The sequence below is a fragment of the Rhodopseudomonas sp. BAL398 genome (genome assembly GCF_033001325.1).
GTDB lineage: Bacteria > Pseudomonadota > Alphaproteobacteria > Rhizobiales > Xanthobacteraceae > JARJEH01.
On sequence record NZ_CP133111.1, the window covers coordinates 4,706,356 to 4,720,266 of the forward strand.

Consider the following 13,911-nt stretch of genomic DNA (forward strand, 5'->3'; position numbering starts at 1 on the left):
GCAGGCAGTCGTGGGGCCGTGCGGCTTCGATCAGACCGGACGAACTTCGACCACATCGGGCACGAAATGCTTCAGCAGGTTCTGGATGCCGTGCTGCAGCGTCGCCGTGGAGGACGGGCAGCCGGAGCAGGCGCCCTGCATTTTCAGATAGACGATGCCGTCCTTGAAGCCGCGGAAGGTGATGTCGCCGCCGTCATTGGCAACCGCCGGACGCACCCTGGTCTCGATCAGATCCTTGATGATGTCGACGGTCTCGGCGTCGGCCGCGCTGAAGAACTCGTCGTCCTCTGAGGGCTCGTCGCCATCGACCCGGCCATCGGCCATGATCGGCGCGCCCGACATGTAATGTTCCATGATGGCGCCGAGGATCGCCGGCTTCAGATGCTGCCAGTCGGTGTCGTCCTTGGTGACGGTGACGAAATCCGAGCCGTAGAACACCCCGGTCACGCCGGGCACGTCGAACAGCCGCACGGCCAGCGGCGAGCGGGCGGCGGCGGCGCGGTCGGTGAAGTCCATGGTGCCGCTGTCGAGCACGACGCGGCCGGGAATGAACTTCAAAGTGGCGGGGTTTGGCGTGGCTTCGGTCTGGATGAACATCGATGGTCTCCGTCGTCGCCGGTTCAAGGCCGGGGCTTCGTGGTCCTTTAACAGATGGCGATCAGGAACGCACGATCAAGGCGGGCGGAACCGTTATGCATATAGCGGGCTTCTCAGGGGTTTGAGTCGGACGTTGACTGCGGTCACGACAGCGCGTCGATGTCGTCGTCGGTCATGCTGGCCGCCACGATCGTCACCGGGATCGGGAAGCTGCCGATGTGGCGCAGCAAGGTGGCGACGATCGGGCCGGGGCCTTCCGCAGCGTCGCTTGCCGCCAGCACCAGCATGACGATGTCGACGTCCTTGTCGATCACGTCGAGAATCTGCGGAACCGGGTCGCCTTCGCGGATCACCCGCTCCGGGGTGATTGCCGCGATGCCGTTGGCGCGGCCGGAGGCGCGATCGAGCACGGTCTCGGCGATCTCGATGGCTTCGGCGCGCATCACATCGGCGACTCCGAGCCATTGCTGGTTGCGGTCGAGCGTCTCGATCACGCGCAGCATCACCACGCCGCCGCCGACGCGCACCGCCCAGCGGCTGGCATAGTAGACCGCGCGATCCCATTCGGCGGTCTCATCGACGATCACCAGACATTTCGGCCGGTGGTCCGGCCGGTAGCTTTGTCGCTGAGTGGTCATGCATGTCCCAATGCGAACGGGGCGCGCCCGCGCCCCTGCGACATGGTGCCACGGCGCGGCATTGTTAGACAAGCGGTTGCGGCTCCGACTTGCGTCGGCCGCGATCGATGAGCTTGCCGCCGTGCTATCCGCACGCCAAGCGACGTTGCGAGACTGTGGCAAGAACAGCACGTCCGTCCTTTATATCTCCCGATGTCCATTGTGGACATCGGGCACGCAAGGCGGGTGTTACCGGTTACCTCAGCCATAAGGCTGAGATTCGCAAACCCAGGAGCCCGACAATGAAGACGCTCGTGATAACCGGCGCGTTCTGCCTGCTCCCGATTGCCGCCATGGCGGCCGATATGCCCGCCCGTGGTCTATACAAGGCGCCCATCATGGTCGCTGCGGCGCCCTCCTGGACCGGGTTCTATGTGGGTGCTCACGCCGGCTATGGCTGGGGTGATTTCGAGGCCTCCGACGTCGATCCGGTGTTCCGGACTCTGATCGACGAGAATTTGAATCACAAGCCGGATGGCGGCGTGTTCGGCGCCCATGCCGGCTACAATTATCAGGTTGGAGATATCGTGTTCGGCGTCGAGGCCGACGGCAGCTACGCCTCCATCAAGGGCAGCGTCTTCTATGACTTCCCGCTGCTGGGCGGCACTTTCTCGGATCAGCAGACGTCGAAGATCGACGCGCTGTTCTCGGCGCGCGGACGGGTCGGCTACGCGTTCGGGCCGGCGCTGCTCTACGCGACAGGCGGCGTCGCGACCGCGCAGGTGTCCTCGACCTTCTCGGCGTCGCTGTTTGGCCAGTCATTGTCGACCGCCGACAAGGCCTGGCACGTCGGCTACACGGTGGGCGGCGGCATCGAATACAAGCTGGCCTCGAATTGGAGCACCAGAGTGGAATATCTCTACGCCGATCTTGGCGAACAGACCCACACGGTCGAGCCGTTCAAGCTCAGCATGAACGTGGTCCGTGTCGGCCTGACCTATCAGTTCGGCGCCCCGGCCGCGATGACGGCGCGCTACTGACCGTCTTTGACGCACGTATATGATACGGCCATTGCCTCTCGTTCGTCATGCCCGGCCTTGTGCCGGGCATCCACGCCTTGAAAGCAGTGCCGGATCAAAGACGTGGATAGTCGGGACAAGCCCGGCCATGACCAAATCGAAGAGGCAACGGCAAAGTCCGTTGGCATGAGAAAGTCCGGCCGCGCGCCGGACCTCTCGACCTTCGCCGCCGCGCGCTACTTCTTGCGAACCATGCCGACGATGTCCTTCACCGCGTTCATGGTTTCCAGCGCGATCGCCCGCGCCCGGTCGGCGCCGTCGGCCAGCACCGAATCGACATAGGCCTGATCCGAGGTGAGCTTCTTCATTTCGGTGGCGATCGGCGCCAGTTTGGTCACCGCCAGGTCGACCAGATTGGATTTGAAGCCGGAAAACTGCGCGCCGCCGAATTCGCCCAAAACCTCTGACTTCGGCTTGTCGGCCAGCGCCGCATAGATGCCGACCAGATTGTCGGCCTCGGGCCGGGTTTCCAGGCCCTTTTCCTCGCTCGGCAACGGCTCCGGGTCGGTCTTGGCCTTGCGGATCTTCTGCGCGATGGTGTCGGCGTCGTCGGTGAGGTTGATCCGGGAATAATCCGACGGGTCCGACTTCGACATTTTCTTGGTGCCGTCGCGCAGGCTCATCACCCGCGTCGCGGCGCCGGTGATCACCGGCTCGGGCATCGGAAAATAGCCATCGCCGAATCCCTGCGCGGCGATCGATGCCGAGAAATCATTGTTGAATTTCTGGGCGATGTCGCGGGTCAGTTCCAGATGCTGCTTCTGGTCCTCGCCGACCGGGACATGGGTGGCGCGGTAGACCAGAATGTCGGAGGCCATCAGCACCGGATAGTCATAGAGGCCCACGGAGGCGTTTTCGCGGTCCTTGCCGGCCTTTTCCTTGAACTGGATCATCCGGTTCAGCCAGCCGAGCCGGGCCACGCAATTGAACACCCAGGCCAGTTCGGCGTGTTCGGCGACCTGGCTCTGGTTGAAGATGATCTGCTTTGTGGGATCGATGCCCGCCGCGATGAAGGCCGATGTGACCTCGCGGGTGTGGCGGCGCAGCTCGTCCGGGCCGCCCCAGACCGCGATCGGCATGGTCATGGCGTGCAGATCGACCACGCAATAGATGCAATTATGCGTCGCCTGCAATTTGACGAAATTGACGATGGCGCCAAGATAATTGCCGAGATGCAGATTGCCGGTCGGCTGCACGCCGGAGAAGACCCGTTCGATCGTCATGCTGTTGTCCCTGCGCGCCTTCGGCGCCATTCCTGCCGTCAGGCGCCGTGCTCTGCCATGCGGGCGTCAGTCGCGCAAGCCGTCAGGTCGCCGGATCGCGCGCAGCAGCTCTGACGGGTTGACGACGCCGAACAGCACCAGCAACCCGCCATAGACCGCGATGCCGCCGGCGATCAGCAGGCCAAGCGCGAGCGCCTGGATCGCCCCATGGGCCTGCGCTGCCAGCGGCAGCGCAAAGCTCGCCTTCAGCCACAGCAGCCCGGCCATCGCCAAAGCGGCGAGCACGATCAGGACCAGCCGGCGCCGCGTTGCCGCGGCCAGCGCGAAGCCGAAGGTCGTCGCGCCGCGCCGGATCAGCAGGATCGCCGAGCCCCAGGCCCCGAGCGCCACTGCGGCGGCCACGCCCGCGACGCCGAACCAGTGCCCCAGCAGCAACGCCGCCACGATGGCGGTACCGAGCCCGGTCAGCATCGCCTGCAGCGGGACCTTGGTATTGTCGCGGGCGAAAAACGCCGGCGCCAGCGCCTTGCTCAGCACATGCGCCGGCAGCCCCAGCGCCAGCAGGGTCAGCGCTTGCGCGGTCGCTGCGGTGTCGGCGGCGCCGAAGGCGCCATGTTCGAACAGCAGCCGTACGATCGGCTGGCTCAGCACCATCAGGCCCAATGCGGCCGGCAGCCCCAGACCGATCGCGAGCTCCAGCGCGTGGGATTCCGCCTTTGCGATCGCGCCGGGGTCGGTGCCGCGCACCGCGCGGGTCAGTTCCGGCACCAGCACGCTTCCCATCGCGGCGCCGACGATGCCGAGCGGCAATTCGATCAGCCGGTTGGCGAAATACAGCCAGGCCACCGCCGAGGGTGCCGCCGAGGCCACGATGGCGCCGGCGACGATCAGCAATTGCGGGCCCGAATTGGCCAGCATCCCGGGGATGGCCTTGGCGAAAAAGCCGCGCATCGCGGCGTCGAATGACGCCCGCAGCGGCGTCGCCAGTCGCTCGCCGCGATGCATCGCCAGAACGCTCAGCTGCAGCAGCCCGGCCAGGCCCACCGTGGCGGCGATCAGCGTCGCGGCGTCGGCGGCGTCGCGCCGCCAGATCAACAGCGCGATCATCACGCCGATCAAGGCGAGGTTGAACAATAGCGGCGAGAACGCTGTCAGCGCGAAGCGGCCCTGCGCGTTCAACAGCCCCATCAGCACCGCCACCGGGCCGGCGAAGGCCAGATAGGGCAGCATCAAGCGGGCGTCGGTGACGGCGAGTGGCAGGCTCGGCTGGCCGACAAAACCCGGCGCCAGCGCCCCGATCACCCAGGGCATCAGCACGCCGAGCAGCAAGGCGGCGATCAGCATCGCCAGCCCGATACTGCCGACCAACCGGCCGGCGAAGGCGGCGGCCGCGACAGCGCCATTGGCGTCGCGCTGCCGCAGCCAGGCCGGCACCAAAGCGGCGTTCAGCGCGCCTTCGGTCAACAGCCGCCTTGTGACATTGACCAGTTGAAACGCCAGCAGAAATCCGTCGGCGACAAAGCCGGTGCCGAGCAGCGCCGCCACCAGGGCGTCGCGCGCAAAGCCGAGCAGCCGCGACAGCAGCGTTCCGGCGGAGACGGTGAGGAAGGGGCGGATCATGTGACCTTCAAACGGGCTGGCCTTGAGCCGAGGGGGGGATCGTGATAGGCCGCGACCTCAATTACCCATCCTCCACGCCAGCAGATCAGTGAGTTGGACCGGATTTTCCGGGCCATCGCAATCGTCGCAACGGGACAAATTTTTCATGACCTCAGCCAAATATGACGTGCTCGCCATCGGCAATGCGATTTTCGACGTGCTGGTGCGCACCGAAGACGATTTCCTGGTCAAGCACGGCATGGCCAAGGGCGGCATGGCGCTGATCGACGAACCCCGCGCCGCCGCGATCTACGCCGCGATGGGGCAGGCGGTGGAGATGTCGGGCGGCTCGGCCGCCAACACCATCGTCGGTCTGGCCAATTTCGGCGCCCGCACCGCCTATGTGGGCAAGGTCAAGGATGACCAGATCGGCAAGCTCTACAGCCACGACATTCGCGCCGCCAAGGTGGCGTTCGAGACCAAGGCGGCCAAGGACGGGCCGGCCACCGGCTGTTCCTACATCCTGGTGACGCCGGATGGCGAGCGCACCATGAATACTTATCTCGGCGCCGCCCAGGACCTCGGCCCCGACGACATCGACGAGGCCCAGATCGCGGCCTCGGCGATCACCTATCTGGAAGGCTATCTGTGGGATCCGAAGAACGCCAAGGACGCCTTCCTGAAAGCATCGACCATCGCGCATGGCGCCGGCCGCCAGGTGGCGCTGACGCTGTCGGATGCGTTCTGCGTGGATCGTTACCGCGACGAATTCCTGCAGTTGATGCGCTCCGGCACCGTCGACCTGATCTTCGCCAATGAGTCGGAATTGCACGCGCTGTACCAGACCTCCGATTTTGACACGGCGCTGAAGCAGCTGGCGGACGACGTCAAGCTCGGCGTCGTCACCCGCAGCGAGAAGGGCTGCGCCGTGGTCGCCCAGGACGGCGTCACGCTGGTGCCTGCGGCCAAGATCGACACGCTGGTTGATACCACCGGCGCCGGTGATCTGTTCGCCGCCGGCTTCCTGTTCGGCCTGGTGCGCAATGCCGGCTATGAGAATGCCGGCCGGCTCGGCGCGCTGGCCGCCGCCGAAGTGATCCAGCACATCGGCGCCCGGCCGCAGGTGTCGCTGAAGGATCTGGCGCTGCAGAACGGCCTGCCGGTCTGACGCCGCATTCTTGTCGGTCGACGGCTTTGGCCGCGACGGCGGCGCGCGCCCTCTGCCATGGGAGAGGGATGGGGTGACGGAGTGGCCGCTCGATAGTTTAGAACCTCTCACCCAGATCGCTGCGCGATCCGACCTCTCCCTATGGGAGAGGTGAAGGCGGCATTTGGCTGGATCGATTGTCGCTGGCTCAGCAGCGCGGTGAGCAGGCGGCGTCGGGCCACATCAAAGTCAGGTGGGCCACATCAAAGTCAGTCATTCCGGGGCGCGAGAGCGCAGCTCGAGCGAACCCGGAATCTCGCGGCACCGTGTGGCGGCGCGAAACGGCTGCGGCTGAATGCGGGGCGGGATTCCGGGTTCACGCGCCGCTGGCGCGGCGCGTGCCCCGGAATGACAACCTCTATTCCAATGACAGCGTCTTTCGCAGCGATACTCGTCACGCCGTCTTCGCGGCTGTCAGCCCGAGCCGCGACTCCACCTTTTCGCGCATGATGAATTTCTGGATCTTGCCGGTCACCGTCATTGGGAATTCGCCGACGAATTCGATGTAGCGCGGGATTTTGTTGTGGGCGATCTGGCCCTGGCAGAATTCCCGGACTTCGTCGGTGGTCAGCGCCTCGCCGGCGCGGACGCGGATCCAGGCGCATAATTCCTCGCCATAGCGGTCGTCGGCGACGCCGAAGATCTGCACGTCCTGAATCTTCGGATGGCGATAGAGGAATTCCTCGATCTCGCGCGGATACAGGTTCTCGCCGCCGCGGATCACCATGTCCTTGATGCGGCCGACGATGTTGCAATAACCCTCGGCGTCGATCACCGCGAGATCGCCGGTGTGCATCCAGCCGGCGTCGTCGAGCACGTCGGCGGTTTTCTCCGCCTCGTCCCAATAGCCCAGCATCACGCTATAGCCGCGGGTGCAGAGTTCACCGCGCTCGCCGCGCGGCACCACCCGACCCTCGAGATCGATCACCTTGACCTCGACATGCGGATGAATCCGGCCGACCGTCGAGACCCGGCGCTCCTGCGGATCGTCGACCGCGCTCTGGAAGCTGACCGGGCTGGTCTCGGTCATCCCATAGGCGATCGTCACCTCGCGCATATTCATCAGATCGTTGACGCGGCGCATCACCTCGACCGGGCACGGCGCGCCCGCCATGATGCCGGTGCGCAGCGACGACAGATCGAATTTGGCGAAATCCGGATGGTCGAGTTCGGCGATGAACATGGTGGGCACGCCATACAGCGCGGTGCATTTTTCCTGCTCGACGCTCTGCAGCGTGGCGAGCGGATCGAAGCCCTCGCCGGGATAGACCATGGTGGCGCCGCTGGTCACCGAGGCGAGGTTGCCCATCACCATGCCGAAGCAATGATACAGCGGCACCGGAATGCAGATCCGGTCCTGCTCGGTCAGCCGCATCGCGCGGCCGACGAAGTAACCATTGTTGAGAATGTTGTGATGCGTCAGGGTGACGCCCTTCGGCGATCCGGTGGTGCCGCTGGTGAACTGGATGTTGACCGGGGCGTCGAATTGCAGCATCTGCCCCAGTGTGGCGAGCGCCTCGCGGTGGCGCGTGCCGCCCATCCGGGCGACCTCGTCGAACGCGATGGTGCCGGGGCATTTCGGGCCGCCGATCTGGATCACGGCGCGCAGCATCGGCAGTTTGGCGGATTTGAGCTGGCCCGGTTCGGCGCGCGCCAGTTCGGGGACCAGCGTGTTGAGCATCTCCATGTAGTTGCTGGTCTTGAACGCGGTCGCGGTGACCAGAGCGGTGCAGCCGACCTTGGCGAGCGCGAATTCGAGTTCGCTCAACCGGTAGGCCGGATTGATGGTGACGAGGATCAGCCCGGCCTTGGCGGCGGCGAATTGGGTCAGCGTCCATTCCGGCCGGTTCAGCGACCACACCCCGATCCGCGCGCCGCGCTCCAGACCGAGCGCCAGGAAGCCGGCGGCAAGGTCGTCGACCCGCGCGGCGAAATCGCGCCAGGTCCAGCGCACGTCGTGAGAGGGCGACACCAGCGCCTCGCGATCCGGCCATCGCTGCGCCGCCAGATCAAGCGTGCGTCCGATGGTGTCGCCGAGCAGCGGCGCATCGGCCACGCCGCACACATAACTTCCTGCTCTGTCGGTCACGTCGATTCCTCCATTGCTCGCCGGGCACGCATGGCCCGCTTCGTCGCGTCACGCTTTTGAACGATTATTGGCCGCGCTCGCAGCGCCCGCAGTCTGACCCCGCAGGCGTGGTCGAATCAAGCGTCGGGCGGCAGATAATGTGCCGCCCGACGCATGGCTTCGGGTTTCTAGCTCACGGGCGAGTGCCGAGCCGGAGCCGCGTTACGCCGCCTGTTGGGCGGCGTCGAGCGCGGCATAGACCTTCGCCTCGAAGCCCGCGAAAGTTTCCAGACACCTGCTATCCGCGAAGGGAAACACCTGCATCAGGATCACGCCGCAAATGTCGCGCGACGGATCGATCCAGTAATAGGTGTTGGCGAGGCCGGCCCAGGCCAGGCTGCCGGCGCTGCGGCCCTGCGGCGTCGCCGCCGTATTGATCATGAAGCTGAGGCCCCATTTCTTCTCGATATCGGGGAACAGCTCGACGTCGTTGGTCACCATCGCGATGGCGGATGTCATCTTGCCCATGCTGAGATCGCCGATGTGGTTCTGCCCCATCTGCGCGATTGTTTCGGGCTGCAGGATCTGATTGCCGTTGTGGCGGCCCTTGTTGAGGATCATCTGGGCGAATTTGATGTAGTCGCCGGCGGTGCCGTAGAGTCCGCCGCCGCCCATGTGAAACTCCGGATCCTGTTCCAACTCGAACGGGATGGGCGTCAGTGAGCCATCCGGCCCGCGCGCATGCATCGCCACCAGCCGCGCGCGCATCGCGTCGCTGATCCTGAAGCCGGTATCGGTCATGCCGAGCGGCGCCAGCACATGGTCGTGCAGATAGGCGTCGAGCCGCACGCCGCTCGCCGCCTCCACCGCCTTGCCGACGAAATCGATGCCGATGCCATATTCCCAGCGGGTGCCGGGATCGCTCATGATCGGGGCTTGCAGCGCCGCATGCAGGCAAGAGGTGATGGCCGGCGTCCCGGTCTTTTCGCGATAGACCACCATGTCGGCGTTCCACATGTCGTAGCAGAAGCCCGAAGTGTGGGTGAGCAGATGCCGCAGCGTGATCGGCCTGCTGGCCGGGCGCAGGCGCGGCTCGCCCTTGTCGTCGAAGCCCTCCAGCACCTGCGGCGCAGCCAGATCGGGCAGCACCTTGCCGATCGGCTCGTCGAGCGACAGCTTGCCCTGCTCGACCAGTTGCATCGCGGCGGCAGCGGTGATCGCCTTGGACATCGAGGCGATCCAGAACACGCTGTCCGGCGTCATCGCGTCGGGCTTCGACAGATCGCGTTTGCCGAACGCGCCCTGATAGATCACCTCACTGCCGCTGGCCGCCATCGCGACCACGCCGGGAATCTCTCCGGCCTCGGATTTCTGCCGCAAAATCTGATCGATCTGTGACTTGTCCTGCATGGCGTCCTCCCATTTTGGTTTTTTGGAACCCGGGAATTGTTGTCCGATTGGCAGCATCCGGCAAGTCGGCAGATCGAAGCGCCGCGACAAGGGCGGCAAAATGGGAGAGGTCGGATCAATCGATCTGGAACGAAATCTGGGCGTCGCCGTTCTCAATCCGGCCACGATTTGGCCGCGAACAATTTGATGCAAATCTGATGCAGCGATGCGGAAGGCAGATGATGATCTCGACCTGGAGCGAATGGAAGCGCTACCCCACCCCGTTGCGCGGTGAGAATATCGAAGCCCCGATCGGGCCCGGCCTGTACGAGGTGCGCTATGCCGGATCCGGCGCCCTGTTCGGCTTCGCGGCCGTCGACAATGTGGCGATGGCGCTGGCGCGACTGGAGATCGCGCCGCGATCGCTGGGCTCATGGTTCGGCCGGCGTGGCACGGCGGATATGCCAAATCTTGAATACCGCACCTGCGCGACGTCGCGGCGCTCCGACGCCAAGGCGATGGCGGAAGGCATGATGGGCCGCCGCGAAGCCTATATGAGCGGCATGGCCTGATCGGCGGCATGGCTTGCGGCCTGTCCGACGTGGCATGCAGATTTGCGGCCATCACATCCTCTGACCGCGGGGCCGAGGCGGCGTGCCTTAGATCATTTGAGCCTGTATAGTGTGCGCGTCACCGAGCCGGCCCGATGGCCGGCAGCTCATGCGATCGAAGAAACGCTGGAGGAATCAAGATGTCCCCGACCGCCGCCGCGCGCAGCGCGAAACCCACCCCGCCCTCGCTCCGCGATCGCCTGAAGGATCCCGCGCTGCTGCGCGAGCATTGTTTCATCGACGGCGCCTGGACCGGAACGCCGGATTTTCCGGTGACCAATCCGGTCAACGACATCGAACTCGCCAAGGTGCCGAATCTGGGCGCCGCGGAGGCCACCCAGGCGGTCGAAGCCGCCGAGCGCGCGTTTCCGGCCTGGGCCAAGCTCACCGCCAAGCAGCGTTCCAACATCCTGCGCAAATGGTTCGACCTGATCATCGCCAACCGCGAGGATCTGGCGCTGATCCTGACCTCGGAGCAGGGCAAGCCGCTCGCCGAGGCGCTGGGCGAAGTCGATATCGGCGCGGCTTACGTCGAATTCTTCGCCGAGGAGGCGCGCCGGGTCTATGGCGAGACGATCCCGACGCAGCGCCCCGACGCCCGGCTGATCGCGATCCGCCAGCCGCTCGGGGTCTGCGGCGCGATCACGCCGTGGAATTTCCCGAATTCGATGATCACCCGCAAAGTCTCGCCGGCGCTGGCGGCGGGTTGCACCGTGGTGCTGAAGCCCGCGATGGAGACGCCGCTGAGCGCGCTGGCGTTGGTGGCACTGGCCGAGCAGGCCGGCGTGCCCAAGGGCGTGTTCAACATCATCACCGGCGACGCCTCGGCGATCGGCAAGGTGCTGTGCGAACATCCGGCGGTGCGCTTTGTCGGCTTCACCGGCTCCACCAAGGTCGGCAAGATCCTGTACCAGCAGGCCGCGGTCGGGGTGAAGAAGCTCGGTCTCGAACTCGGCGGCAACGCCCCCTTCATCGTGTTCGACGATGCCGATGTCGATGCCGCCGTCGAAGGCGCGATGGTGTCGAAATATCGCAACATGGGCCAGACCTGCGTCTGCGCCAACCGGCTCTACGTTCAGGACGGCGTCTACGATTCCTTCGTCGAGAAACTCGCCGCCAAGGTCGCCGCGATGAAGATCGGCGACGGCACCGAACAGGGCGTGACGCAAGGCCCGCTGATCAATGAAGCCGCGGTGGCGAAGACCGAAAAGCACATCGCAGATGCGCTGTCGCACGGCGCCAAGGTGATCACCGGCGGCAAGCGCCACGCGCTCGGCGGCACTTTCTTCGAGCCGACCGTGCTGGCCGATGTGCCGGCCGGCGCGCTGGTGGCGCGGGAGGAAACCTTCGGGCCATTGGCGCCGGTGTTCCGTTTCAAGACCGAGGACGAGGTGATCAAGCTCGCCAACGACACGCCGTTCGGGCTGGCGAGCTACTTCTACTCGCGCGATCTCGGCCGGGTCTGGCGGGTCTCCGAGGCGCTGGAAACCGGCATGGTCGGGGTCAATTCCGGCCTGATCACCACCGAAGTCGCGCCCTTCGGCGGCGTCAAGGAATCGGGCCTCGGCCGCGAAGGCTCGCATCACGGCATGGAAGAATATGTCGAGATCAAATATGTGATGATGGCGGGGATCTGAAATCGCCCCCGCATTTCGCGCCGTCTCGGATGTGAGTCTGAGGCGGCGCGAAACTGCGCGCAGCCTCGGGTGAGACGCCAGCCTTGCGGCGTTGTAGCTATCCCTTGCGGCTTCCGAATGCGCCGTGGCGGCCTTCGCCGGAGGCAAAGCGCGAGGCGCCGTCGAGCGTTTCGCCCGAGGCGATCACGGCGAGGCCGCCGCGCATTTCATTGGCGATGGCGTCCTCTTCGTCGAGGTCCCATTGGCCGAGTGCCGATAGCCGGTCGGCGCGCAGGCAGGCCTGCGGAAATTGCGCGATCTGTTTGGCCAGCTCGATCGCCCGCGCGCGTGCTTCGCCATCCGGCACCAGCCGGTTGGCCAGCCCGATGCGGTGCGCCTCCTCGGCGCCGACCGGGCGGCCGGTGAGGATCAGGTCGATGGCCTGGGAATGGCCGATAAGCCGCGGCAGCCGGATGGTACCGAGATCGATCAGCGGCACGCCGAACCGGCGGCAGAACACCCCGAAGGTAGCGCCCGCGGCGGCGACCCGCATGTCGGCCCACAGCGCCAGCTCCAGCCCGCCCGCCACCGCATAGCCCTCGATCGCGGCGATCACCGGCTTTCCCAATCGCAACCGGCTCGGCCCCATCGGGGCGATCGACTGATGGCCGCCGACTTCGCGCTTCTTGTTGATGTCGCCGGCCGCCACCGCCTTGAGATCGGCGCCGGCGCAGAAATGCCCGCCGATCCCGGTGAACACCGCCACCGAGGCGGCCGCGTCGGCGTCGAACGCCAGAAACGCGTCGAATAATTTGCGCGCGGTCAGGCCGTCGACGGCATTCCGACGATGCGGCCGGTTGATCGAGATGATGGTCACCGGCCCGTCGCGCTCGACGAGGATGTCGGTCTGGTCCATGGCGTTGCTCCCTTGGTCTTGCCGTCCCTTTGCGGGATCGGTTCGCGTTGAGTCGGTCAGGTCACGACCAGATCCGCGCCGGTCAGCCGCCGATAGGCGTCGAGATAGCGCTTGCTGGTGGCCTCGACCACATTGGCCGGCAGCGGCGGAGGCGGGGCGTCGCCATTCCAGCGCCCGGCGCGGCGTTCGGCATCGAGATAGTCGCGCAGCGGCTGCTTGTCGAAGGAGGGCTGCGACCGGCCGGGCTGATACACGTCGGCGGCCCAGAACCGCGAACTGTCGGGTGTCATCACCTCGTCGATCAGGATGATGCGGCCGTCGGCGTCGCGGCCGAATTCGAATTTGGTGTCGGCGATGATGATGCCCTGCTCGCGGGCGATCGCCTCGCCCTGGGTGTAGACCGCGCGGCTCATGCTCTCCAGCGTGTAGGCGTCTTCGTCGCCGACCGCCTCCCGCATCTGCGCGATGGTGATGTTCTCGTCATGGCCGGTCTCGGCCTTGGTGGCCGGGCTGAAGATCGACGGCTCGAGCTTGGCGCTTTCTAGCAGGCCCTCGGGCAGTTTCTCGCCGGCCAGCGTGCCCGAGGCGGCATATTCCTTCCACGCCGAGCCGGTCAGATAGCCACGGATCACGCATTCGATCGGAAACACCGTGCTCCGCCGGCACAGCATGGCGCGCCCGGCCAGTGCGGCGCGTTGCCCGGCCAGCGCCGGCACCTGGGCGATGATGTCGTCGGCGTCGGCCGAGATCATGTGGTGCGGCACCACGCCGCCGAGCTGGTTGAACCACCAGGCGCTGATCTGGGTCAGCACCGCGCCCTTCATCGGAATGGTTTCCGCCATCACCACGTCGAAGGCGCTGATCCGGTCGGTGGTCAGCAGCAGCAGCCGGTCGGCATCGACGGCGTAGATATCGCGGACCTTGCCGCGCCCGATCTTTTCAAGGGGCAGGTCGCTGGCGAGCATGGGGGGCATTATTGGGACTTTCAC

12 protein-coding genes are annotated in these 13,911 nt (G+C 65.7%); 4 read left to right on the plus strand and 8 right to left on the minus strand.

The window, feature by feature from the left end; genetic code table 11:
• Positions 1-30: 30 nt before the first annotated feature.
• Positions 31-597 (minus strand): NifU family protein, encoded by a 567-nt coding sequence (locus RBJ75_RS22180; RefSeq protein WP_044413499.1) that lies wholly within the window; start codon positions 595-597, stop codon positions 31-33.
• 143 nt (positions 598-740) lie between these two features.
• On the minus strand, positions 741-1,235 hold the full coding sequence (locus RBJ75_RS22185; RefSeq protein WP_044413496.1) for a universal stress protein: 495 nt from the start codon (positions 1,233-1,235) through the stop codon (positions 741-743).
• A 281-nt stretch (positions 1,236-1,516) separates the two neighbouring features.
• Here RBJ75_RS22185 and RBJ75_RS22190 point away from each other — a divergent pair, with 281 nt between their 5' ends.
• The gene (locus tag RBJ75_RS22190; RefSeq protein WP_044413493.1) at positions 1,517-2,254 is read left to right on the plus strand and encodes an outer membrane protein; all 738 of its coding nucleotides are present in this window, start codon (positions 1,517-1,519) and stop codon (positions 2,252-2,254) included.
• Positions 2,255-2,469: 215 nt separating this feature from the next.
• Here the strand turns inward: RBJ75_RS22190 and trpS are convergent, their stop codons facing one another.
• On the minus strand, positions 2,470-3,516 hold the full coding sequence (gene trpS / locus RBJ75_RS22195; RefSeq protein ID WP_044415241.1) for a tryptophan--tRNA ligase: 1,047 nt from the start codon (positions 3,514-3,516) through the stop codon (positions 2,470-2,472).
• A 66-nt stretch (positions 3,517-3,582) separates the two neighbouring features.
• Positions 3,583-5,136, minus strand: a complete 1,554-nt coding sequence (murJ, locus tag RBJ75_RS22200; protein WP_044415227.1) for a murein biosynthesis integral membrane protein MurJ — start codon at positions 5,134-5,136, stop codon at positions 3,583-3,585.
• Positions 5,137-5,281: 145 nt separating this feature from the next.
• Here murJ and RBJ75_RS22205 point away from each other — a divergent pair, with 145 nt between their 5' ends.
• Positions 5,282-6,283 carry an adenosine kinase gene (locus RBJ75_RS22205; RefSeq protein WP_044415228.1) on the plus strand — a complete coding sequence of 334 codons (1,002 nt, stop codon included), beginning with the start codon at positions 5,282-5,284 and terminating at the stop codon, positions 6,281-6,283.
• A gap of 433 nt (positions 6,284-6,716) precedes the next feature.
• On the opposite strand, the gene RBJ75_RS22210 is transcribed toward RBJ75_RS22205, so the two are convergent.
• Positions 6,717-8,411 (minus strand): AMP-binding protein, encoded by a 1,695-nt coding sequence (locus RBJ75_RS22210; RefSeq protein WP_044415230.1) that lies wholly within the window; start codon positions 8,409-8,411, stop codon positions 6,717-6,719.
• A 201-nt stretch (positions 8,412-8,612) separates the two neighbouring features.
• The gene (locus RBJ75_RS22215) at positions 8,613-9,800 is read right to left on the minus strand and encodes a serine hydrolase domain-containing protein (RefSeq protein ID WP_044415243.1); all 1,188 of its coding nucleotides are present in this window, start codon (positions 9,798-9,800) and stop codon (positions 8,613-8,615) included.
• A 221-nt stretch (positions 9,801-10,021) separates the two neighbouring features.
• Between RBJ75_RS22215 and RBJ75_RS22220 the strand changes: the two genes are divergently transcribed.
• Positions 10,022-10,351: a hypothetical protein gene (locus RBJ75_RS22220; protein ID WP_044415245.1), complete on the plus strand. Its 330-nt coding sequence runs from the start codon at positions 10,022-10,024 to the stop codon at positions 10,349-10,351.
• A 179-nt stretch (positions 10,352-10,530) separates the two neighbouring features.
• Complete coding sequence (locus RBJ75_RS22225) at positions 10,531-12,027, plus strand: NAD-dependent succinate-semialdehyde dehydrogenase (protein ID WP_044415232.1); 1,497 nt, start codon at positions 10,531-10,533, stop codon at positions 12,025-12,027.
• 97 nt (positions 12,028-12,124) lie between these two features.
• Here RBJ75_RS22225 and RBJ75_RS22230 read toward each other — a convergent pair whose 3' ends face one another.
• A complete protein-coding gene (locus RBJ75_RS22230; RefSeq protein WP_044415234.1) occupies positions 12,125-12,922 on the minus strand; it encodes a crotonase/enoyl-CoA hydratase family protein in 798 nt (265 codons plus the stop codon).
• A 56-nt stretch (positions 12,923-12,978) separates the two neighbouring features.
• On the minus strand, positions 12,979-13,896 hold the full coding sequence (locus RBJ75_RS22235; RefSeq protein WP_044415235.1) for a phosphoribosylaminoimidazolesuccinocarboxamide synthase: 918 nt from the start codon (positions 13,894-13,896) through the stop codon (positions 12,979-12,981).
• Positions 13,897-13,911 lie beyond the last annotated feature (15 nt).